The following is a 24,018-nucleotide window of genomic DNA, read 5'->3' on the forward strand; positions in this document are numbered from 1 at the left end:
CTCATGGCCGGGTGGGGTCTTCTCCCTCGACCGTTTCCGTGTCTTCCATGTCATCGAGGATGATGAGAGGGACCTCGCCGGGTTTCACGTACCCCATGCGCCTGGCCTCCCCCTCCACGTATTCATCGCTGGAGGCACGGTCCCGGCGCTCTTCCAGCTCCCGGGTGAGGGCCCGCTCCTCGGCCAATTGGGCCTCGCTACGGGCCAGTTCGTTCCTGCTCTCCAGGTAGCGGGCCATCGGACGGTAGAGAACCGCCGCCGCCAAGGCCAGGGCCAGGAAAAGCCCCACCAGGGCCACGGCGCGGCGCCTCGGGGAACGGTCCTTCCTTTCCCTCCGGGCACCGGACGGGTTGCTTCCCCGGTCTTGCTCCGCGCTTCCGGCATACCGTCCCTTCACCACCCGAAGGTTTCCCCTCCGCGCCTCGGACCTCTCCCACCCTGCGGAGGGGATCACCGCCCCGCTACCCTTCCGGGTGGGCCGCTCCAACCCAAGGGAACCCGCTTTCCCGCTTCGTCCACGAGAGGACGTAAGCTTCCCGGAAACGGCGGTTAGGGGAGCAGGGCGCTGCTGCCTTGTGTTCACCCGGTATCCTGCGCCGCTCCCCCGTCGCGGGGTGCGCGGGGCGGCATTCCCCTTCCGGCGCGCTTCCCCCTTTTCCATGTATTTTTTTCTCATCTTTAAACAATAGTCGCAGCTTATAACTCTACCATCATTTTATATCAATGAAATAAAATTACAACTCTAATTTACATGAACCACGCAAACAGGCGCCAACTGGCCTCCATCCGCACGGCCGGCCGATTGCCAGGGGACCGATTTGCCCCTCCCATTTCCCGTAATTAGGTGCGTCCACCGCTTAAACAGCCACATGTCCACCATTTCGAGCCCCATGTCCCGATCATGCAGGGTCGATATTGCGGAGCGGGCGGTGTGGTCCGGAGCCCCGAGAACACGATTCAAAGCATGGGGGCACGGGGAGAAGGTTCGTCATCGCCCCCGAAAGCCGGCCATGGAGGCGGCGCCCTGAGCATGAACCGATAGCCCTCGCCCGACTCGATCCTGGTAATCATTTCCTGAAGGCCGGAAACCCCCGCTCCGGCAAGGCTGGTCATGCGGGGTTCGGCCTTCCTCCGGCAGGAACATGTTTTCTCAAGCGGGTGGCCCGTCCTCCGTCCAGGTAAGTTTTTCCTGCAAGCGACGCAGCCTCTCCTTCTTGGCCTCGTCGATGCGCTGCCAGGCGAAGTCCTTCTCCTCGGTGTAGAAGCCCACGTCCGCCGCCCCGTTGGGGTCGAGAGCCTCGGAGATCCTCCTCTGCCAGCGGTTGAAATGCCCGGCCAGGGGGCTCATCACCTTGCGCACCGGAGGTATGAACACGGACAGGGGGGTCATGCACTGCTCGATGGCGTTGAGGGTGGAGGTGAACTCGATGGGATTGAGATTCTCCAGGCTGACCGGGTTGTCCACCCGGTAGGCGTAGGTTATCTCGCAATGGGCCCAGGTATTGTTCTCGTAGGGGACGAAATAGGGGTTGTCCCCCTCATCATCCATGATGGCCCCCTTTTCGATGAATTCCTTCTTGGCCTCGGAGATGACGTCCACCCACTTCATCTGGGTGTCCAGCACCTCGTTGCCGTCCAGGCAGGTCCCGAAGATGCCCCCGGGGCGGAAGGCCAGGGGTATGATGCTCACCCGGAGGAAGTTCAGGGGCATGAAGCGTTCCATGGGTCCCAGGCGGCGGAAGTCCACCAGAATGCCGCGGTTCCGGTCCACGATCTCTTTGAGCACCGCCTCCTGGAAATCCGTCTCCTCCGGGGAATCTCCGGCCAGGACGAAGGTGAGAGGGTACTTCAAGGTCTTAGTGAGCAAGGGCCTCAGGGCCCTGGTCTCCAGGAGCTTGAACCCCGAATGGGGCATCATCAGGGCCACGTAGGCCACGGCGGCTATGCGCACCGCGGCGTAACCGATCTCCGACTCCCCTATCTCGTAAAGCGCGTCGGCGAACTCCTTCGGGCCGGGAAAGACCAGGAGGTAGAAGCGGAGGTTGGGAGGAACTTCCACCTGGGAGTCGAGCACCAGGCCCTCGGCCTCTATGCGCTGCGGGCCGGGCCAATTGTACAGCTTGACGGCGCATTTGGTAAAGATTCCCAGGCCGGAAAGGGCACCCAGGGCTCCGCGCATGATACCGCGCAGGGAGGGACCGGGGCCGTCTCCCGAGAACCATCCCAGGCCCGAGCCCGGCGTCCCCAGCCTCAGTATCTCCCCGTCGGGAAGGACCCATTCCACCCCCAGCACGTTGCGGGCGCTGTAGCTCATGAAGATGCAGTCATGCCCCACCCCGCTCATGGAGGTAGCGCTGGCCAAGGGGGAGCAGGAGGGACCGGCGCCGATGATATGGGTGTTGAGGCCCCGCTTCATGGCCTCCGCCTGCAACTGGGCCCCGCACACGTAGGGCTCCACCACCGCGTACATGTTCTTCTCGTCGATCTCCAGGATGCGGTCCATGCGCCGGAGGTCCACCTGGACCACGCCCTCGGTGCTGGGTCCACCGATGGCCCCCCAGCCCGTGGACAGGGCCTTGAACTTAAGGCCGTGGCGGTTGCAGGCCCTCACCACCTCGCGGACCTCCTCGGTGCTTCCGGGAAGCACCGCCGCCACCGGCCTCTTTATCCACAACTCGGGGTCGTCGTTGAGGAAGGGCTGCCAGGCGTAACCCTCCAGCACTGCGGGCTCCCGGGAAACGTTTTCCGGTCCCACGATCTCTTCCAGTTCCCGGTAGGCCTCCTCGGAGATCATGACTCACCTCCCTGCGTTCCGGCATACCATCGGTCCGGGGTGGACCCCATTCTGGAAAGTATTTCCTACACGGATAACAGGTCACCGACCAGCAAGGTCAATGATAAGACAGGAAGCCCCGGGGGCGCAAAACTGGCCATGTCGGATATGCGTCCACCTTCTCCGCTGGAAAGAAAACCATGGTTTTTAACCGGCATGGGACTCATCCATCCGGTTAAATGTCCGATTGGCGAACCACGTACCGAGCGTCAAAGCCGATTCCCGAGATTCACTCCCCCTCGGTGACGCAGCTGATGGTGTTGGTGGTGGGCAGGCCCTCCGCACCCGGGTATTTAAGCCCGGCGGTGATGACCACTGTGTCCCCCGTTCTCACGTATCCCTCCTGGCGGGCCAGGGTCCGTGCGGCGGCGAAGGCCTCCTCCACGCTCCCCCTGACCTTCAACGGACGGGGCTGAACACCCCAGTAGAGGGCCAGGCGTCGGGCCACTCGGATGTCAGGGGTGGGAGCCAGGATGGGCTGGCGGGGGCGGAAGCGGCTCATTTGGCGGGCGGTGAAGCCAGACTCCGTGGGTGCCACGATGACCGCAGCGCCCACCTGGAGGGCCAGCTCGCAGGCGGCCATGCATATCGCTTCCACCGTGCCGGAGCCGATCCATCCCCTCCGCTCCTGCAGCCAGGCGGCATAAGGGAGCTCCTCCTCCGCCTTGCCCACGATGCGCATCATGGTTTCCACCGCCCGCAGGGGATGACTTCCCACCGCCGTTTCCCCGGAGAGCATCACCGCGTCGGTGCCGTCGAAGACCGCGTTGGCCACGTCGGTGACCTCCGCGCGGGTGGGCGTGGGACAGTCGATCATGCTCTGAAGCATCTGGGTGGCGGTGATGGAGGGTTTCCCGTGCCGCGCCGCCGTCCTGATGATGCGCTTCTGGAGAAGGGGGATGTCTTCGAGGGGCATCTCCACCCCCAGGTCCCCGCGGGCCACCATCACCCCGTCGGCGCTTTCCACGATCTCCTCCAGGTTGTCCACCGCCTCCCTCTTCTCGATCTTGGCCACGACGGGGAGCTCGCCGCCCAGCTCACTCAGGGTGCGGCGGAGGGCCTCCACATCCCCCGCGGAGCGCACGAAGGAGAGGGCCACCCAGTCCACCTCCAGCTCCAGGCCCAGGCGCAGGTCCGCCAGGTCCTTCTCGGTCAGGGAGGAAAGCGGGAGTTCCACTCCCGGCAGGTTCATCCCCTTGCGCGAGGAGAGCGTGCCCCCCTTGAGGACATTGCAGGCGACCTCCCGGTCCCCCACCTCCTTCACCCGCAAGGCGATGGCCCCGTCGTCCAGGAGAATGGTGTCCCCCGGCTTGAGCGCCGCGGGTAGCCAGGGGTAGCTAACGCTGACCCCCGTTTCATCTCCCGGCAGGGGACGGGTGGTGAGGCGGAAGACAGCCCCTTCCCGGAGGTTCACGGAGCCATCCTTGAAATCCCCGATACGCAGCTTGGGACCCTGGAGGTCCAGGATGACGGCGACCTCCTTCCCCGCGGCCCGCGAGGCCTCCCTCACCGCCCGGACCTCCTCCCGGAGGACGGCGTGGTCGGCATGGGAGGCGTTGAGACGCGCCGCGTCCATCCCGGCCTCCACCATGCGCCTGAGGGTCTCTGTGTCCCGGCAGGCCGGTCCCACGGTGGCCACGATCTTGGTCTTGTACTCCCGTTTCATTCTCCGCCCCTTCGAGGCGCGCCAGGAAGGATTTCCCGACGCATAACATCCAGCTGTTCCCACCTTATCCGCCCCATGCGTCCGGATGCAAAACCGGGCGCCGGAGAGCCTCAATCCAGGCTCAGGCGGTAGATGCCGCCCGGTTCCCACCACATTATCTCCCCGGCGCTCTCCCTCCAGGTCAGCGGAGCACCGGTCATCCCGGCATGGGGGTAGCGGATGATGACCCACCGGCGGATATCCAGTATCTCCAGGCCCTTGAGGCCTCGGTAGGCCAGGCGCGGCCCCCCTCTCTCCGGACAGAACAGTTGCGGGGAAAAGTCCGCGTCCACCCCGTCCGTGGAGGCCTTCTTCTCCTCCTCCCCCGAGGGCTTCACTTCGAACCACACCGCTCGCGTTTCCTCGCCCCGGGTATAGGGAGCCACGTAGAGGAACGCGCCGGGCTCCGGCCACCAGAGGTAGCGGGCTTCCTCCCGGCAGGGGTACCGGTCGACGCAGGTTCCCGTCTGTATATCCACCTCCTGGAGGAGCGGCTTGCCGCTTTCCCCCACCGCCGAACCGTCCAGTGGAACCATGCAGATCAAGCGGGTCCCCGTGGGGTCCCAGGCGGTCGGTTCCTCGCCGGGCCCCAGGATACGTTTCTCCCCGCCGTCCAGCCGCATCACCCGTAACTCGCCGCCCCTCCCGCTCCCGGCGGAAGCCCTCCAGAGGACATGGCGGCCGTCGGGCGACGGAACGGGGTCCTCGTCGTACTCCGGCCCCGAGGTCAGCTCAGCCGGCGTCGGTGGGTCCCGCTCGAGGTCCAGGGCGAGGATATCCCCTCCGTCCTCGAAGACCAGGGTGAGGGAACCTCCGGCCCAGCGCGCCCGGTCTCCCCCCACCTGCCGGCTCCACACCACCCGGCCCCCGTTCTCCAGGTCCAGCACCAGTAGCCAGTGAGAAGCCTCCCGGCCACGGGCGACGGCCGCCAGAAAGCGCCCGTCCAGGGAGGTCTCCATCCAGGTGATTTCCTCCTCGAGGGGAAGGAAGAGCTCGCCCCGGTCATCTTTCTCCTCCACCGGCGTGCGGGGGACCGCCACCATCCCGGAAAAGAGGTTCAGGAGATAGTAGCTGAGCCCCACCAGGATGAAGCAGGAGGCCAGCATGACCAGCACGATGGTCAGGAACCGCCTTGAGATCTCTCTACCTCCCCTATCCTCGCCCTCTACCCTGCACCACCTTCAGCGTAAGCAGGGTGCTTTCTCTTACCGGGAAACCGGAGTGCCGCGCTCTCCTCGTCCCTAATCCGAGTAGCCCTCCGCGGAAGAGTTCGCGGTTCCACGAATTATGCTCCCGATGCAGAACTCCCCCTCGGGAGGACGTGCCTCGCTATCGCAAGGTCAAAGCTTCCGACGGCGGACGACCTTTAACCCCTATCTTTCCAGGGACCACAAGCAATCACGCGACGACGACCGTGACCGGGGCCAGCAGCAATGCCTGGAAAGCGGTTCATCTCTAACCATCCCAGGCGCTGTCCCGAGCGCCCTGTAGGCCGCCACGCACCCGTCAACCAGGCCACGGGACGTTTTTCCCTCCAGGCCGCCGGTCCGCCCTCAACGGCGGAGGGCGCCCTTCCCCGCGTAGAGAGCTCCCTCCCCCAGCATCTCCTCGATGCGCAGAAGGCGGTTGTACTTGCACACCCGGTCCGTCCGCGCCGGAGCCCCCGTCTTGATCAGGCCGCAGTTGGTGGCCACCGCCAGGTCGGCTATGGTGGTGTCCTCGGTCTCCCCGGAACGGTGGGATACCACGCACAGGTATCCCGCCTCGGAGGCCAGGCGCATGACCTCCAGCGTCTCGCTGAGGGTCCCTATCTGGTTGAGCTTGATGAGGATGGCGTTGCCCACCCCCTTCTCCACCCCCTTACGGAGGCGTACCGGGTTGGTCACGAACACGTCGTCCCCCACCAGCCTGACCCTGTCCCCCAGGCGGGAGGTGAGCAGCGCCCAACCCTCCCAGTCCTCCTCGGCCATGCCGTCCTCGATGGACACCACCGGAAAATCCTCCACCAGGCCCCGGTAATATTCCACCAGTTCCCCAGCCTCGAACTCCCTTGTCTCCCCGGAGAAGCGGTACCTGCCGCCCTCGTAGAGCTCGGTCGCCGCCACGTCCAGGGCTAGGGCGATATCCTCACCTGGGCGATACCCGGCTTTCTCGATGGCCTCCACGAGAGCCTCCAGGGCTGCCCGGTTGTTCCGCAGGTCGGGCGCGAAACCGCCCTCGTCGCCCACTCCCACCCGCAGGCCCATCTTCTTGAGGACCCCGCGCAGGGCGTGGTAGACCTCCGCGCCGGCGCGGAGGGCCTCCCCGAAGCTCTCCATGCCCCACGGAAGGATCATGAATTCCTGGATGTCCACGTTGTTATCGGCATGCTTGCCCCCGTTGAGGATGTTCATCATGGGGACCGGGAGGACCCTGGCCGACACCCCTCCCAGGTAGCGGAAGAGGGGTATGCCGAGGGCTTCGGCGGACGCCGCCGCGCAGGCCAGGGACACGGACAGGATGGCGTTGGCCCCCAGCACGGACTTGTCCTCGCTCCCGTCCAGCTCGAGGAGGGCCTGGTCGATGTCCCATTGCCGGGAGGCGTCCGCACCCACCAGGCGGGGCGCAATCACCTCGCGGACGTTTTTCACCGCCTTGAGGACCCCTTTTCCCCCGTACCTTTCATCCCCGTCCCGCAGCTCCAGGGCCTCGAAGGCCCCGGTGGAGGCCCCCGAGGGCACAATGGCCCTTCCCGTCGTGCCCCCCTCCAGGAGCACCTCCGCTTCCACCGTCGGGTTTCCGCGCGAATCCAGCACCTCGCGCGCCGTGATCGCGGCTATCCTGAACATCCTTTTCCTCCCCTCAACCACTCTTTCAGCCTTCAAGCACCACTTACAGGACGATTATACGACATGGGAGGGGCCGGTTATCCGCTGGAAGGGAGATGCAGCATCAATACTTGGTATATTCTTCCATATGTGCCAAGGGCTGGTCTGTGCCGGGCCAGGAGCGCCGGCAGCTTCTCGCTCTCCCGTCCTCCCCTGCAAGCCGGGAACCGGGGGCTATTCCCACCACAAAGCAAGGCCTCCTGCCCGTACATGACCCTTGCCCGGTAATCGGCACCGGGACTAATGGCGGGGCATGGCCTTCCCCTCGCGCACGCTCCCTTGCCCACCCCCAAGGGCGCGGGCCGCCGGAGGGGGAGGTCACTGCTCAGCTCCCCGTGTAGCCCTCGGCGAAGTACCACTCCAGGGCGGGAGCCGCAGCCCCCTGGGAACAGCTGCCCCCGTCCCTTCCCTGGTAGGAGAAATACATGGCCCGCTCCGCGGCGATGGCCCCGTCCGCCAGTACGTGGATGGAGAACTCGGCGTCCTCCAGGCCCAGTATCTCGTCCACGTGCACCGTCCGCCGGGAACGCGGGGGCAGGTCCACTCCCCTTTCCAGCCGGCTCCCGTCCACGCGCATGAAGGTCAAGTTGGCCCTCACCGCTTCCGGGTTGGGGTTGGCCAAAAGGATCCAGGAGTCGAATTCGCCGCCGGTGTAGCCCTCGGCGAAGTACCATTCCCGGGAGAGTTCCCTCACCCCCATGGCGTCGTGGCCTCCCCTTCTTCCCCGGCAGTTGAAGTACATGGCCCGCTCGGCCACTATGGGAGCGTCGGCCTCCACCAACGCGGAAAATTCCTGGTTCTCCATGCCCGGGAGGGCATCCACGCTTACCGTGGCCCTGCTCCGTGGGGCCACCGGCACCTCGGTCTGCCGCGTGGACCCGCCGGGGAGGAAGAAAGTGAGCCGCGCGGTCGCCGCCTCCGGGTTGGGGTTGGCCAAAAGGATCCAGGAGTCGAATTCGCCGCCGGTGTAGCCCTCGGCGAAGTACCACCTGGTGTCCGGGTCGGGAGCGCCTTCGGCGACGCTCCCTCCCCCCAGGTCCCGGTACCCGAAATAGACGGCCCTTTCGGCCACCACCGGGATGTCGCTTTCCATCTCCGCCGTGAACTCGCCCTGGTCCAGGCCGGGCTCCTGGTCCATCCAGATGGTCATGCGGGAGGAGGGAGCCACGGTGTAGTACAACTCATCCACCTCTCCGTCGTTGCCCAGAAAGGACACCGTGAGGTGCGCGGGGTTGACCGGATCCGGGTTCTGTACCAGGAAGAAGGTGTCGAAACCGCCCACCGTATACCCCTCCGCGAAATACCACCTCTGCCGGGGTTCCTTGACCCCCAGGGAAGCGTGGCCGCCCTTCCGCCCGAGGCCCAGGAAATCGAAATACATGGCCCGTTCGGCCACCACCGGTACGTTGGAGGAGACCTTTATGGATACCTCGGCGTTCTGCACCCGGTCGTTAACCTTCAGCGTCTGGCGACTGTGGGGCTCCACGATGCACCCCTCCTGGAGGGTGTTCCCGTCGCTCAGCATGTAGGTGATCAGGCACTCCGCGCTCTCCTCCCCGGGGTTTTGGAGGAGCAGGTACTCGTCGAAGTTCTGGGCGGCGATGTAGAAGAAATGGGTCTGCAACCCCACGATGGAGGCGAAGAGCTTCCCGGAGACCACCTTGCTCCCCCCGCTTCCGAAGACTCGGATCTCCTTCACCCGGCCCGAGGTCCAGCGGGAGAGGACCTCCACCCCGTAGAGGACTCCCACCGCCGTCTCGGGGCGGGAGTTGAGGCGGTTCTGGAGGTCCTCCCAGGACATGGTGACCCTCCAGTCGTGGTCCTCGTCCGGGGCGCAGGCGTCGTCGGGGACCGGCCGGAGATAGGGGACGGGGCTGCCCCCCCAGGCCTCCTCCGGCCCGGCGGTATAGCCTCCGCAGCAGGTGTCGTAGGCGGCGATGATGGGCTGGCCGTTGTAGGTGATTATCTCCCCCGCGGTGGCGTTGACCGCGGCCACGATGTTGGGACGGGTGGCCGGGTTGATCTGTTCGTTGAAGGCCTGGCAGCAGCTCCCGTAGGGGCATATGTCGTAGCCGTCCGTGGCGTGCTTGCCCCGGGCAATGCAGGAAAGCACGTAGGTGCGCGCCGCCACCACCAGCACGCGCAAGCCTTGGGCCGGCCAGGTGTCCGGCTCCTCCTGCAGGCGGTACAGGTACTCCCGCAATGTGTAGGGGCGCACCACGCCATCCCGGCACTTGACCCGGATTATCTGGTCATCGCTGACGCGGGAGAAGCTCACACCCGTGTAATAGGTCCGGATGATGTTATGGTACTCCTCGCCCCGCAGGGCGCGGTAATAGACACCGGCCATGCACAGCCCCACCCCGTGGCCCCTTCCGTAACCGATGAAGGTGATGTTCCCCCCACCGGCCACCAACGGACCGCCGCCGGGCGTCGGCCCCGGTGCCATACCGAGGAAAGCCAGAAGAAAGCCGGACGCCAAGGCCAGGGCTATCCTGGAGCGCTTCCCCATGTTCTCCTCCCTACTAACACGTATGTCCGAGACCGGTCATCCTCCCTTCCATTCATTTCCATGGCTTCAAGGGGAGGCTTCTCTGCATCGTTTTCCGAGATCTGGAAATTGCCTTTCACTTCCCTTTTCTACAACCAGCCTTGCTGTACTTCCATACTCCGCCGACATCTTTCATGGCAGTGATCCGTCCCCCATTTCTTTATCCTTACAGGAAAAGTTTTCCGGCACCGATTCCCAAGTCCCGTTCGGCCTTTCCTTTCTCTGTTCTCCTACCAACCGGAGAAGACCTTCCATCTACCCTGTTCGTTATTTACCTTATCGGTTCACGCGCCTCTCCTTTACCTTCCCACCCCTGTTTTCCCTTGCCGCGCGAAAATGGTGGGCGGGAAGGAGTTCGCACCGCCGATCATCCCTCCGTCCTGATCAAAGGCCATCCCAATTCAAGAAACACCCCTCCCTTTTCAGGTAACTTTCAGGCCTTTTCATTTTAACAATAATTATCATAATCAACAATAATTTAAACACCCAACAAGTTGGAGGCGGGATTCCTTTCCTCTCCATCCGAGAACCTTCCGCCCTTATTGTTTTAACATTAATTATCAGAATCAACAATAATTGAAATACCTAACAAGCTGGAGGCGCTATTCAAATCGGACTTTTCGTCGAAGGAACGGCCCTTTCGGTTCGAGTTCTCCCGGCCGACAAAGGAGGGGACCACAGCCTGACCAAAGAAGAACGGGGTATCCGTGAAGGAAATGCTACCCATTCGCGGGAGGCGGGATTGAGGTTACCGCTGGAATCCCGATCCGAGGCCTGGCCCGGAGTCCTCCGGACCGGAAAGGGCGAGAAGGGGCCGCCGGATCGAAAGGGAAGGACGCGCGCCGGAGAAGAGCAGGTCCGCATGCAGTTCGCGGAAATCCGGGTCGCAGGCGCGGATGGGAAGGGTTCGAGGCCCTTTCCGGGTCTACGAATAGAGGGGAAGCGTTCCGACCTCCTTCTTTTTCCGCTTACCGGAGCTGGCAACCTGGACAGGGCCTCTGTTGATTCATGATGAAGTATCCGGGACAGGGTGGGACTTGTCTATTCCGCCCTCGTGCAACAGGGCTTTGCTTGATTCATGATGAAGCGTTCCGGCCCCCTTCCTTAACCCGCCCCTCCTCGGGATGCGCCACGCTTCCCTCCACGTGGCCCAGCAGGATATGCCGGTCGCGTTTTTCCAGGGTCCCCTCGGCGAGCAGCTCCAGGACCGCCTCCTCCACCAGACGAGCCGGCCTGCATATGAGGGATGCCAGCCAGTCCTCGCTCACCAGGAGGAAGGGATTGGAGGCGAAGAAATCGATTATCTCTTCCTTGATCCTGTGCAGGGATGAAGGTTCTTCCTTCATCGAACCATCCATGTTCGACCACATCCCCGGCGTCTTCCCTCCCCAAAAAGTAAAAAGATTCGATAAACGATTGACGCAGGTCCACTGCCCTTTTTTTCTTGCGCCCGTTCCGCGAGGTTTTGCCTAATATAGCACCTTCCATCGGCTCTTGTCCATCATGTTTCTTAACCTGGACAGGCATCATGGCTTTGTGCTCCCTCTCATCATCTGAACTCCTCGCCGCACGTTCTTGAACCTTCACCAATACCTTTTCATAACCTCCCTGGGCTACCGCGAACCCACGCCGTTGACGGGTGTGCGCTTTCCAACTTCAAAGCACCTGTTCATAGCGGCTCTGGGTTATCACGAATACATATCATTCCCAGGTTTACGCAACAGCAGCTGCTCATCACGAACCTGGGCTACCAGCCATAGCTGTGGAACGTACAAGATGGTAATATGTTCCTGGATAATGTTTACATGAAAATGGCCACGCGTTTTCGCCCTTTCCCGTGGAATGGATCCCGGTCTAATCCCTGCCCTTGGTCCTGGGATGCGAGAAGGAGGTCCGTTCATGCCCTCCTTGAGGGCCCTGATTATCAGCTGGGCGCGATCCTCACGGGAAAGATCCAAGGCCTGCTCTGGGTTTTGGTGCGAAGGCTTAAAAGGAAAACTGGACACACCTACCTCGAGGCCCCTGGTTAACAAATAGGACAAGTTCAACCCGGAGAACGGAAGGCAGCCATTAGCGCCACCGTTTTGGGACGGAGATCAGATTATGCCTTCCTTGATGGCCTTGATTATCAGCTGGGCGCGATCCTCCACGCCGAGTTTGCCGAAGATGTGGCGGAGGTGAGTCTTTACGGTGCTCAGGCTGATGGAGAGCTCGCGGGCCACCGCCTTGTTGCTGTACCCCTTGGCCACCAGCCTCAGGACCTCGTATTCCCTCTCCGTGAGCTCGGGCTGTTCCCCCTCCTCCGCCACCTCTTCCGTTTCCTGGGGAGTCCCAGGAAGCTGGTCGGTGCGGAACAGGGTGCTCACCAGCTTCCGGGCCACGCTGTCGGAGACCAGGGGCATGCCCCGGTGCGCGGCATGGATAGCGTTCAGAAGCTCCTCCCGGGAGAGGTCCTTGAGGATATAGCCCATGGCTCCGGCCCGGATGGCCTCCGAGGCTATCTCGATGTCGTCGTAAACGGTGATGACCACCACCTGGATGCGCGAGGTTTCCGGGTCGGACTTGAGGTGGCGGATCACCTCGATGCCGCTCATGTCCGGCAACTTCACGTCCAGGAGCATGACGTCGGGGCGCGCTGAACGGGCCAGCCGCAGGGCGGCCCTCCCGCAGTCAGCCTCACCAACCAGGCATATCCCCTTCGTTCCCTTGAGGAGGTTGTTGATCCCCATGCGCACGATGAGGTGATCGTCGACCACCGCCAGGCGGATTTCCTCCTCCACGACTCCTCCTTACGCCGGGCGCCCCGCCGCCTTGGGGACGCGGAGGCTAATCCTGGTGCCCCTTCCCGGTCCGGTATCTACGGAAAGCCTGCCGCCGGCCAGTTCCGCACGCTCCTCCATGCTCCTCAGTCCCAGGCAGGGCACGATATCCCCCCTGCGGATGAAGTCGTCCAGCACGAAACCCGTCCCGTCATCCTCGACCTCCAGATGAACCTGGCCGTCCCCCTCCTCGAGGGACAGCCGGACCATCCGCGCGCGGGCATGCCTGGCCACGTTGGACAGCGCCTCCTGGGCCACACGGAACAGGGTCATCTCCGAAAGCGCGTCTAGCCCCTGGAGGGAGCCCCGACATTCGAACCTCACCTCCAGGCCGTTCTCGACGCCGAACCTCTCCAGGTAGGAGGCCAGGGAATCCCTCAAGCCCAGCACCTCCAGGGAGGAAGGCCGGAGGTCGGATATGAGCCGCCGCAGCTCCTGCAGGCCCTGCCGGGCCCGTGCCCTAATATCTTCCACGCCGTCGGAAAGGCCGTCGGCGTTTCCGGCCTCCCTTTCGAGGACGTCCAGGCCGTAGAGGATGTCTAAAAAGAAGGGGGCCAGTCCGTCATGCAGCTCCCTGGAGATACGTATCCTCTCCTCCTCCTGGGCGGAGGAGACCCTCTGCGCCAGTTCACGCAGGCGCCGGTTGCGGTCCACGATCTCCTGCACGAGGCGGGCGTTGAGCAAGGAAACGGCCACCTGCGCGCACAGGGCCACCAGGTGGTCCAGTTCCTCCAGGCTGAAGGGCGAGCCGTCCATCTTCCCTCCCAGCCAGAGAAGCCCCACCCTCTCCCCTCCCACCTCCAGGGGCAAGGATATGGCTTCCCCTTCCGGTTTTTCCCTCCAGAGGGATTCCCTCACCACCCCTCCTCCCTCGTGGATGCGCAGCACCCCCAGGCCAAGGTACTCGAGGCGGCACCCGCCCCGTTCCAGGCACTTACCCACTTGCCAGTAACTGGAAAAGCGACCATCGGGGGTGTCGAAGGTATAGGATCCCTTCCAGGCCCGCATGAACATCCCGGATTCCACCACCCCGCGATGTTGGTGTGCCGGGTGCCCGGGATGGGAGGCGAACCCGATGACCCGGTACCCCCCGCCGCCGTCCTCCCGGACCATGAGGGCGCAGGAGGCCAGGTCCAGGGAATCGCGCACCACGCCGGTCACGTCCGCGGCCAGCGTATACAGGTCCCTAACCGTGCGGATGGAGCGGCTCAGTCCCTCCAGGATGGTTCCCATACGGTCTTCGCGGCGGTAAAGTCGCCGGGACAGCAATCCATTGGCCCAACCTACCTCCGCAGGGTAAGCGATAAGGAGAGGCGCGGCGCATACCAAAAAGAGGATGATCCCGCTCCAGGAAAATTCCATTTTCAACCCGTAGCGAAGGATGGCGAACAGGAGAAGGTATATAAAGTAGTTAATGGTGAGGGCCAGGGCATGGGCCAGGGCCCTCCGAGTCGCGGAGCGGAAATCCAGGAAGAGGCCGTGGCGCATGATGCCGTAACCCAGCAGTCCAACGAAGAGGATGCTGGCCTGGGGCGTGGTCACGTTTCCGCTCCATTCCAGGTTCTGTGCCAGGTTGGCGGCCAGCATGGGAAGGGGAGCCAGGGCCAGGAACATGAGCCCCCGCCGGCGATGCAGGGAATCGCTTTCCCGACTCTCGGAGTAATAGAGCAGGGAGCCCAAAAGGACCAGCGAAAAGCCCAGCACGGTGAGGAACCAGAAGAAGGGCGTGCGCGCCACCACCAGGCCGTGAATGTTGTCTCCCGGCAGGTAGCGGGGATACACGAGGCCGGTAGTATAGAGGAAGGCCAGCCCCAGGAGGAAGGGGCCGTATATGGCCAGGATCACTGGGACCGCCCGCTTCCATTCCCGGACGCAATCCCTGGTACGGGGGAAGAACAGGGCCAGGAGGAGGTAGCTGGGAACCAGCGGAAGTTCTCCCAGTCCCTGGAAACGGGTCCAGAATATCTTGGCCTCCAGGGAGGAGGCGGCGATGGTCAGGCCGTCCCCCAGGGACCAAAGGGCAAGGAAAACGGTCATGCTGAAGAAGAGGATGTTCACCAGTTGCCGGCGTCCCCGGAAAAGCACGAAAATTCCCGTTGCCAGACTCAGGAGCCCCGAGGCGGTGGTTATGAAAAGGGAAAGTTCGCCTTTCATATGTAAATTATAGCATCCGACCGTGACCACTCCCTCGAGGAGCGGAGAGCACGTCCGCGGAAACGGCACGCCGGTCGCCTACACTGATGGGTGATTTTGCTTTGATAAAGGGATTGTGGAACCCGCCGCACCGTTCCATATCCTGGAAACGGCCGCACGGAAACGTTTAGGGGATGGATTTACCCGCTGAGGGGCATAGACTGACCCCTTCCGCATCAGACCGAGGGGTACGAGGGCGGTATGTATATCCCGGCGTCCATCACCCGGAACCGGGAAGGGCCTAAAGGTATCAACTCGGTCCTATATACGAAGATGTGAACCACCAGCTCCTTGACGGCCCCTCCGTTGGGCCAGTCGGGCTCCGCCTTGATCAGGTCCACCACCAGGTCGGGATCCATGAAGGCCAAGAGCTCGGTGAGGAAGGTCTCGCCGGCGGGGCTGTTCAAGGCGGAGGCCACCGGCGCTCCGTCCAGGTTGGACAGAAGATCCACCAGGAACTGGTACCCGTAGTCGTTGAGCAGCTCCGCCAGGTCCGCGCCGCTCATGAGGGGCAGGAGCCTCTCCAGGAGAGAGCTTCCGGGGTGCATGGCATACTCCGCGTTGACGGCCTGGGCGATAACCGAGCCGTCCAGGTTGGAGATGAGGGCGGAGAGGAAGGGCGCGTTGGCGTTGAGCAGTCCGGCCACCACGGCGGGGTCCAGGGACTGCAGAAGCACCGAGGTCATCTCAGGGTTGGCGTTGAGGGCCAGGGCTATGGTCTGTGCGGTGGTGGCGTCCAGCTGGGCGACCACCGCCTGGATCATGGTCTGGGAAGCGGCGTTGGCGTTTACCGCGGCGGCGATGAGGGGGGCCACCAGGCCGGCGTTGAGGTTGGTCACGATAGCCGACACCAGTCCCTGCCGGTTGCTGTTGAGCCTCAGGCCCTCCGCCGAGGCCTGGGCCACCGCCGGTCCCAAGTTGGCCAGCAGCTTGCGCAGGAACTGGTACTGGGGATCCGCCTGGGCCCGCTGGCAGGAGTAGTTCACGGCATAGGCTGCCGCCACCCCTACCTCCGGGTCTATGTTGGAGATGAGCACCCTTATGAAGGAGGGGTTGTTGTTCAGCCCATTGGCCAGGGCCACCCCCACTTCACCCGTGGTGTTGGCCAGGAGGCCGGTGAGGAAGTTGTCGGCGGGGTTTCCGGCCACGTTCCGGTTTATACCCTGGGCCAGGGCCGCCGCCGTCTCCTCGCTCAGGTTGGTGACCAGGACGGATACAAGATCCTGTCCCAGGGGATGGGAGGCCACGTTAGAGTTGATCCCCCGGGCCAGGTATTCGGCGGTCAGGGCGCTGGCGTTGGCCAGGAAATCGCGCAGGAAATCCGGGTTGTCGTTCACCGCCCGGGCGACGACCGCCGGGTCCAGTGCCCCGATGAGAGCGGATAGGAAATCACGAGTCATGCCCTGGGCCGCCGCCGTGCCCAGGCTCCCCTGCAGGTCGGTCAAGAGCGTACGCAGGAAATCCGGGTGTTCGTTCAACGCCCCGGCGATGGTTTTCGGATCCAGGTTCGAGATGACCGAGGCCAGGAAATCGGGGTTGCGGTTGGAGCCCTCCACCATGGCCGCGGCCACGGGAGGGGAGATCTGGGACAGCAGGTCATAAAGGAAATCGGTGTGGGCGGAAAGGGCCGCCGCCACCGGTGCGGGGTCCAGGGCAGCCAGTAGCGCCCCGATGAACTCCGGGTTCTGGTTGAGTCCCTGGGCCACTGGAACCCCCAGGGAAGGAGGCAGCAGCCGGGAGAGCTCCTCGGATATCTCCGGGTGGGCGTTGAGGGCGTTGGTCACGATGGCCGGGTCCAGCGCCTTCAGGGCCTCCACGATGAGGTCCGGGTTGGCCCCGATGCCCGCCGCCAGTCCCATCCCCACCTCCGGCGCCAGCAGGGGTAAAAGATCGGCGGTCATCCCCGGGTTGGCGTTGACCACGTTGGCCAGGACGTTGACGTCCAAAAGCCCCAGCACCCGGGAGAGCATGGCCGTGTTGGAGATGAGGTCGGCCACGAAGGCGGGATCTATGTAGTCGGTGGACCTCCTCACCAGGTCGATGGAGGAGTTGATGAGGTCGGCCACCACCGCCGGGTCCAGGAAGTTCAGGAGATCGTTCACGAAATCGGTGGAGGACATGAGGGCCCGAGCTACGGGAACCGGCTGCATGTAAGGCGCCGCCGCGGAGAGCATGGTGGTGGAGTTGAGTATATCCGCCAGGTACTCGGGAGATATGGAGCGCACTATCCTCACCGCGGAGGACACGTTGGCATTGAGGGCGCCGGCCAGGACGGCAGGGTTCAGGTAGCGCATCACCGAGGAGAGGAAGGGGCCGTTCTGGTTGATGATGCCCGCCACCACCGCCGGGTTGATGTAATCGAGGGAGGCGGCCAGCATGTCCCCGTTCTCGTTGACCACCTGGGCTATCACCACCGGATCGAGATAGGAGACCAGTGCCGAGAGGAAGGCCCCGTTCTCGTTGACCACCCGAGCCGTGCCCGCCGGGTCCAAGAGCCCCATGAGGGCGGTGAGGAAGGTGCCGTTCTGGTTGATGATGCCCGCCACCACCGCCGGGTCCAGGAAGGACATCACCGCGGATAGGAAGGGACCGTTCTGGTTGATGCCCTGGTTCAGGGCTGCCGGGTCCAGGTAACCCAGGAGCTTGGCTAGGAAATCCCCGTTTTCGTTGACCGCCCGGGCCACCACCTGGGGATCCAGGTACTGCAGAAGCCCCGTGACCATGTCCCCCACGTTGTTGACCACGTAGGCCACGGCCTCCGGGTCCAGATAGGGCATGGCCGCGGAGAGGAAGTCCGGGTTCTCGTTGACCACCTGGGCGATGACCGCCACCGTTCCCTCCTCCACCATGGCCTGGAGGAGCTGGGAGACGAACTCCGGGTTCTCGTTCAGCGCCTCGGCCACCGCCTTCGGTTCGGTGTGTTTGAGCATGTTGGAGAGGAGGTCCACGTCGGAAGCGATCTTCCCCAGGAGCGGACCGAGGGGGCTCCGCGAGGGCAGGACCATGACCGCCCCCAGGGCCAGGAAGGCCACCAGGAGGACCACTACGGCCACGTTGACCACCAGCTGCACGGGCTTCTTCACCAGGAACATGTCGCTATCACCCACCCGTTACCAAACTCCTCCGGCGGCGCCAGTGATATAACCCCACCCCTTGACGTCCATCTCCAAAAGAACCCTTAGTCTCAACCGCACCCCTATCCCCAGATGATGGAACAGGCCTCCCCCGGTGTTCACGCTGTTGGTGATGGCGTTGCCCAGCACCACTGCCAGGTCCGGGTTGGTGGCCATCATGTCGATCATCAGTTGTTTCGAGTAGGGCAAGGCTCTATCCATAATCTGCAGGGTATCGTAGGCGTCCAGCTCGGAGAGTATTCCCGTCACCAGGTCGCCCAGCCCTCCCTCCAGGGCATCGGCCACCAGGTCCCCGCGCAGGAGGCTGGGGGCGGGGTTCCGGCCCAGGAGGCTCCTGGCCAGGTCCATTCCCGCCTCGTCGGTCACCCGGTCCAGGACGGCGGCGTCCAGGTTGGCCAGCAGGTTGCGCAGGAAATAGCCCGGTGCCTGCCCCGGCACCGGCCCCGAGGCGGCATCGATGCCGGCATTTACCCCCGCGGCCAGGGAGGCGGCATCCAGGTTCTTGATCAGGGCGTCCAGGAAGGCGGTGTTCCCCTCCAGGGCGTCGGCGATGGCCTCCACGGTGTGCGCCTCGGAACCGGCCAGGGTGACATAGAGAGCCGACGCCGTCCCGGCGGCCGCCATGGCGTTGAGCCCCCTCCCCACGGCCGCCCCCGTGGCCGCATCCAGGTTGGCCACGATATTGGTAAGGAAGCCGGGGTTCTGCGCGGCGCTAAGGTTGAGGCCCTCGGCCAGCGCCCGCGCCGTCTCCGGGGCCAGGTTCTTCATGATCACCTCCATGAGCCCCGGGTTGGCGTTGGAGGCCTGGGCCATCCTCACCCCGGTGTCCGCCTTGAGATTGCCCACCAGCTGGACCAGGAACATGGGGTCCCCGTATCCTATGGCCTGTCCCGCCGCGGCGGCCACGTCCTGGCTAAGGTTGGCGACGAGGTTCTTAAGGAAATCACTGGTGTTGAGGTTGGTCCCCTCGGCCATGGCCTGCCCCGAAGCGGAGGAGAGGTTGGCCAGCACTTCCACCAGGAAGGAGGGGTCCTCGTTTATGGCTTCCGCTATCGCTGTCCCCAGGTCCCCGTCCAGGTTGGCGATGAGGTCCCGGGTCACGGCGGGGTTCACGTCCAGGGCCTGGGCGATGACCGCCGGGTCCAGGTAGGAGATGAGCTGGGCCAGGAAGGTTCCGCCGCCATTGAGGCCTCCCGCCACCGCCCCGGCGAAGTGGGAATCCAGGTAGGAGGAGAGCTCCCGGGTGGTGTCCGGGTGCAGGGAGAGCAAGGTGGCCAGCCCGTGTGCATCCAGCTCCCCGATAAGGGTGGCCAGGAAGTCCATGTTGTTGTTCAGGCCCACGGCGATACCCGCCGCCGCCAGGGGCGAGAGGTGGGCGGAGAGCTCCTCGGTGAAGCCGGTGGTGGCCTCCAGGATGTCCAGGAGCCCGTCCACGTCCAGGTTGGAGAGGGCCGCATCCACGAGGGCCGGGTTGTTGTTCACCCCCTGCGCCGCCGCCTGGGCCACGCCCTCGTCCAGGTTGGCCAGGAGCGCGGTCATAAAGTTCCCGGCGCTGTCCAGCACTCCGGCCAGGAAGGCGGGATCGGAGGAGGCGATCATGCGGTCGATGAAATCCGGCGCCAGGTTGAGGCCCAGGGCCGCCGCCCCTCCCAGGGAGGCCGGCAGGTCGGCCAGGAGGGAGGCGATGAACCCGGCGTTGGCGTTGAGGGCCCCGGCCAGGGCCGACTGGTCGATGAGGGGAATGACCTGGTTGAGGAACTCCTCGTCGTTGGCCAGGTAGGTGATGTAATCATCCCGCAGGTAGGACACGATGGCCGCCACGTTGTCCCCGGTGCCCGAAAGGGAGGCGGCCAGGCCCCGCGGGTCGAGCCGGTTCAGCACCGCCTTGAGGAAGGAGGCGTTGGAGTTGAGGGCCGCGGCCACGGGCGCCGGGTTGAGAAGCCCCAGGATACGGGTGAGCACCTTCTGGTCGGAGGCTATCCGAGCCGAGGCCCGCGGGTCCATGCGGTTGACCACCCCGATGAGGAAGGACTTGTTCTGGTTGATGGCGTTGATCAGGCCCTGCGGGTCCATGTAGCGCATCATCCCCACCAAGAAGGAGCCGTTGGCGTTCACCGCCGAGGCGATGACCCGCGGGTTGAGGTTGCGCAGAAGGTTGGAGACGAAGGTCGGGTTGCCGTTGATGGCCTGGGCGGTGGGGGCGGGGTCCAACATGGAGAGCAGGGCGGAGATCCAGCTCCCGTTGGCGTTCACCGCCGCGGCGATGACCGCCGCGTCCAGGTGGGAGAGGAGCTGGGAGGTGAAGCCCGGGTTGGCGTTCATGGAGGCGGCTACCACCGCCGGGTCCAGGTAGGAGACCAGGGCGGTGAGGAAGGGGCCGTTCTGGTTGACCACCCGGGCGATGACCTCAGGATCGAGCTCCGGCAGCAAGGCAGCGGTGAAGTCCGCGCTCCGGTTCACGGTGTCCGCTAGGACCTGCACGTCCAGAAGCGGGAGCATCCTTGAAATGAGCTCCCCGTTGGCATTGACGGCCAAGGCCACCGGCTCGGGATCCAGCTCGGAGACCAGGGCCACCAGGAATTCGGGGTGCTCGTTTATGGCCCTGGCCGTGGCCTCCTGGTTCGCCGGGTCCTCCAACTCGGCCAGGAGGGCGGAGAGGAACTCCGGGTTCTCATTAATGGCCCTGGCCACCTCGCGGGGGTCCAAGCCCTCTATGATGCCGGCCAGGGTCTGTCGCTGGGAGGCCATCTTGCCCAGCAGGGTTCCGATGGGGCCCTTCACCGGGAGGAGCATGAGTACTCCACCCCCGATCAACCCCACCAGGAGGAGGATGACCGCCAGGTTAACTATTATCTGCACCGGCCTCCGCAACAGCACCGTTTGATTCTCCTCCGCCGTTCCCGCGTCACCAGTCAGCGCGTTCCGCGTCTCCTTCGATCTTGCTCCAACCCGCCGTCTCGATTCCAAGGATATCCGACCGCAACCAAACCTGGAACCAGGTTACGTCCAGGAAGGTAAACGGTCTATATTTCAACCTCGGGTCGTCGTAATAAGGACCATGGTTGTTAGGATCATTTATATCTCCCTTGGAGTTCCTAATGCCCGCGGCGTTATTGATGACCCTTATTATCACGTCGGGGTCCAGGGCGGTGAGCAGGGTGGTCAGGAACCCGCTCGGTCCCCCGGCGTCAGCGTCCTTCAACAGATCTTTCAGGGTGGTGCCCAGGTGGATGGGGGTCTCAGGTCCGGGGCCGTCGGGGTCCCAGCCGCCGGCCCGCTTCAGGAGTTCCTCGGTAAGTTGCGGGTTCTGGCTCAGGGCCCTGCCCACGATGGCCCCGTCCAGGTTCTGCAAGAGGGAGGTCACGAAGGCTTTGCCTCCCGCCGTGGATAGGGCCCCGTTAACGGCGTCGGCCAGGGCGGCGGGGTCCAGGTTCTGCAGCAGGGCTATGGTCCAGTCGGCGTTGGCGTTCATCTGCTCCGCCGTGGCCGCCCCATCCAGGTTGCGCAAGAGGTACTCCACCAGGGTGGGATTGCCGTTAAGTCCCTGCGCCGCCGCCCGGGCGGTATCCGCGTTGAGGTTCCGGATCAGCTGGGAGAGGAACCCGTCCATGTTGTAGGGCGGCGTGTTCATGACCTCCACGATCACCTGGGCGAAGTCGGGGGAGGTGGCCGAGAGCATGGCCTCCAGGAAGGAGGGGCTGAGATTCAGAGAATTCTCGTTGAGCCCCGCGGCTACCTCCTGCCCCACGTACCCGTTGAGGTTGGGAAGGAGCTCCTCCACCAGCTCCGGGTTGGCATTGAGCCCCGCCGCCAACTCCACGCCTACCGCCTGGTCGAGGTTGGCCATGAGCTGGAGGCTCAGGTCGCTGGTGTTCTGGTTGAGCCCCTCGGCGATGGCCGTGCCCACCTGGGGGCTCAGGTTCTCCACCAGGGGACGGATGATGCCCGGGTTCAGGTTGAGGGCCTCGGCGATGCGCCGGCTGGTGGTCCCATTGAGATAGCGGGCCACGGTGCGCGCGGTGTCCGGGTTGGCGTTCATGCCCTCGGCCACCGCCTGCGCCGCCTCCGGGCTGAGCTCCGCCAGTACCCCGGCTACGAAGTCGGGGTTGTCGTTTATGGCCCCAGCCAGCACATCGGCGTCGGTGGCCAGGATTAGGGACTTGACCAGGGATTGCTCGGTGGACTGGGCGGCATCCGTGTTGATGCCCTCGGCTATGGCCTGGGCGATACCCTCGTTGAGCAGGGGGATGAGCCCGGCGATGAGATTATCCGCCGCCCCGGAGTTGAGGATCCCCGCCAGCACCTGCGGGTCGGCCGTGGAAAGCACGGTGTCCAAAAGCGCCGGGTTGGCGTTCAGGGCCTGCGCCGCCGCCTGGGCCACGTTGTTGGGAAGCATGGCCAGGAGGGTGCGCACGAAGGTCCCGGAGAGGTCCAGGGCATGGGCTATGGATGCCGCGTCCAGGGCGTTGGTCAGGTTTATCATAAGGTCCGGGTTATCGTTCGACCCCCGGAGCATGGCCGCCACCGTGTCCGGCGCTATGCCCTCCACCACCCCGGTCAGGAAGGAGGGCGCCTGGGCCAGGGCGGAGGCGATCTGGGCCCCGTCCAGGTTGGATAGTACCGCCCGCACCAGGTCCGGGTTGGTTTTCAGGGCCTCGTTGGTTATCTCGGCCAGGGCCGGGTCCAGGAGGGGCAGGAGACGGGTCACCAGGTCGGCGTGCTCTCCCAGGGCCGCCCCGATGGCCGCCGTGTCCACCAGCGGGAGCACCTTGGTGAGGAGGGTGCCGTTGTTGAGCATGGTGGCCACCAGGTCGGGAGATATGGAGTCCATGACCTGGAAGACGAAATCCGGGTGGGCGTTGGCGATCCCCGCTACCCAGGCCGGGTCGAGGGCCCGGAGAAGCCCGGAAGTGAAGGGCGAGGAGTTGTTGGCCGCCGCCGCCAGCACCGCCGGATCGAGGTGAGCCAGGAGGCGGTTCAGCCACGCCGTGTCGTGGGCGGTCACCGCCAGGACGTTGATGAGCAGATCGTCGGAGAGATAGTTCAAAAGGTCCGCCGTGGAATCGGCGTTGGCGTTGAGCACGTAGGCGATGGTGGCCGGATCGAGATGGGCCATCAGGCGGGAGAGGAAGGTGGGACGGGCGTTCATCCCCGCCGTGAGCACCCGGGGGTCCAGGTGGCGCAGCAGCCCGGTCAAGAAGGGCCCGTTCTCGTTGATCACCTGGGCCACCACCGCGGTGTCCAGGTATCCCATGAGGTCGGCCACCAGGGTGGGGTTGGCGTTCATGGCCGCCGCCAGGACCGCGGGGTCCAGGAAACCGATGAGGGCGGTCACGAAGGCCCCGTTCTCGTTAACCGCCTGGGCCAGGACGGCGGGGTCCATGGCCGCCGTGGAGGCGGTGAGGAAGTCTCCGTTGGCGTTGACCGCCTCCGCCACCACCTTCGGGTCCAGGTGGCCTACCAGCGCCGAGACGAAGTCCCCGCTACGGTTGACCACCGAGGCTATGGCCGCCGGGTCCAGGTAATCCATGAGGGCCAGGGTGAACTCCTGGGACCGGGGGTCGTTAAGGGCCGCAGCCAGGGTGGCCGGGTCCAGTTCCGAGAGCAGGGCGGAGATGAACTCCGGGTTCTCGTTGACCGCCTGGGCAATGAGCTTCGCCCCCTCCTCCCCCAGCTCGGCGAAGAGGTCGCTCATCATGTTGGGGTTTTCCCGCAGGGCTTCGGCCAGCTCCACCGGGTCCAGGTTGGCCAGAAGGCCCGAGAGGTTCTTCTTGATGGAGAGGAGCTTTCCGATGAGGGGACCGGCGGGGTTCCGGGAGGGGATAAGGGTAAGGGCACCCAGGGCGATGGCGCCCACAAGAATGACGATTACCAATAGGTTGATTACCTTCTGGACTGAAGTCCTGAGCATCCCAG

The 24,018-nt window shown here is 64.3% G+C and carries 12 protein-coding genes; all 12 read right to left on the reverse strand.

Annotated features, from left to right (window positions below; genetic code table 11):
* Position 1: 1 nt before the first annotated feature.
* Positions 2 to 400, reverse strand: a complete 399-nt coding sequence (locus QME84_02150; protein ID MDI6873077.1) for a septum formation initiator family protein — start codon at positions 398 to 400, stop codon at positions 2 to 4.
* A gap of 750 nt (positions 401 to 1,150) precedes the next feature.
* Positions 1,151 to 2,794 carry an FAD-binding oxidoreductase gene (locus QME84_02155; protein ID MDI6873078.1) on the reverse strand — a complete coding sequence of 548 codons (1,644 nt, stop codon included), beginning with the start codon at positions 2,792 to 2,794 and terminating at the stop codon, positions 1,151 to 1,153.
* A gap of 268 nt (positions 2,795 to 3,062) precedes the next feature.
* Positions 3,063 to 4,499 (reverse strand): pyruvate kinase, encoded by a 1,437-nt coding sequence (pyk, locus tag QME84_02160; GenBank protein ID MDI6873079.1) that lies wholly within the window; start codon positions 4,497 to 4,499, stop codon positions 3,063 to 3,065.
* 110 nt (positions 4,500 to 4,609) lie between these two features.
* The gene (locus tag QME84_02165; protein MDI6873080.1) at positions 4,610 to 5,653 is read right to left on the reverse strand and encodes a hypothetical protein; all 1,044 of its coding nucleotides are present in this window, start codon (positions 5,651 to 5,653) and stop codon (positions 4,610 to 4,612) included.
* A 438-nt stretch (positions 5,654 to 6,091) separates the two neighbouring features.
* On the reverse strand, positions 6,092 to 7,366 hold the full coding sequence (gene eno, locus QME84_02170) for a phosphopyruvate hydratase (protein ID MDI6873081.1): 1,275 nt from the start codon (positions 7,364 to 7,366) through the stop codon (positions 6,092 to 6,094).
* 364 nt (positions 7,367 to 7,730) lie between these two features.
* Positions 7,731 to 9,818 (reverse strand): SpoIID/LytB domain-containing protein, encoded by a 2,088-nt coding sequence (locus QME84_02175; GenBank protein MDI6873082.1) that lies wholly within the window; start codon positions 9,816 to 9,818, stop codon positions 7,731 to 7,733.
* A 1,214-nt stretch (positions 9,819 to 11,032) separates the two neighbouring features.
* Entirely contained in the window at positions 11,033 to 11,302 is a 270-nt protein-coding gene (locus tag QME84_02180) for a hypothetical protein (GenBank protein MDI6873083.1), read from the reverse strand.
* A 750-nt stretch (positions 11,303 to 12,052) separates the two neighbouring features.
* Complete coding sequence (locus QME84_02185) at positions 12,053 to 12,736, reverse strand: response regulator transcription factor (protein ID MDI6873084.1); 684 nt, start codon at positions 12,734 to 12,736, stop codon at positions 12,053 to 12,055.
* A 9-nt stretch (positions 12,737 to 12,745) separates the two neighbouring features.
* Positions 12,746 to 14,929, reverse strand: a complete 2,184-nt coding sequence (locus tag QME84_02190) for a histidine kinase N-terminal 7TM domain-containing protein (protein ID MDI6873085.1) — start codon at positions 14,927 to 14,929, stop codon at positions 12,746 to 12,748.
* Positions 14,930 to 15,144: 215 nt separating this feature from the next.
* The gene (locus tag QME84_02195) at positions 15,145 to 18,075 is read right to left on the reverse strand and encodes a hypothetical protein (GenBank protein ID MDI6873086.1); all 2,931 of its coding nucleotides are present in this window, start codon (positions 18,073 to 18,075) and stop codon (positions 15,145 to 15,147) included.
* 3 nt (positions 18,076 to 18,078) lie between these two features.
* A complete protein-coding gene (locus QME84_02200; GenBank protein ID MDI6873087.1) occupies positions 18,079 to 20,979 on the reverse strand; it encodes a hypothetical protein in 2,901 nt (966 codons plus the stop codon).
* Between the two features lie 28 nt (positions 20,980 to 21,007).
* On the reverse strand, positions 21,008 to 24,013 hold the full coding sequence (locus QME84_02205) for a hypothetical protein (protein MDI6873088.1): 3,006 nt from the start codon (positions 24,011 to 24,013) through the stop codon (positions 21,008 to 21,010).
* Positions 24,014 to 24,018 lie beyond the last annotated feature (5 nt).

The organism is Actinomycetota bacterium, assembly GCA_030019255.1.
Classification (GTDB): Bacteria; Actinomycetota; Geothermincolia; order Geothermincolales; family RBG-13-55-18; genus Solincola_A.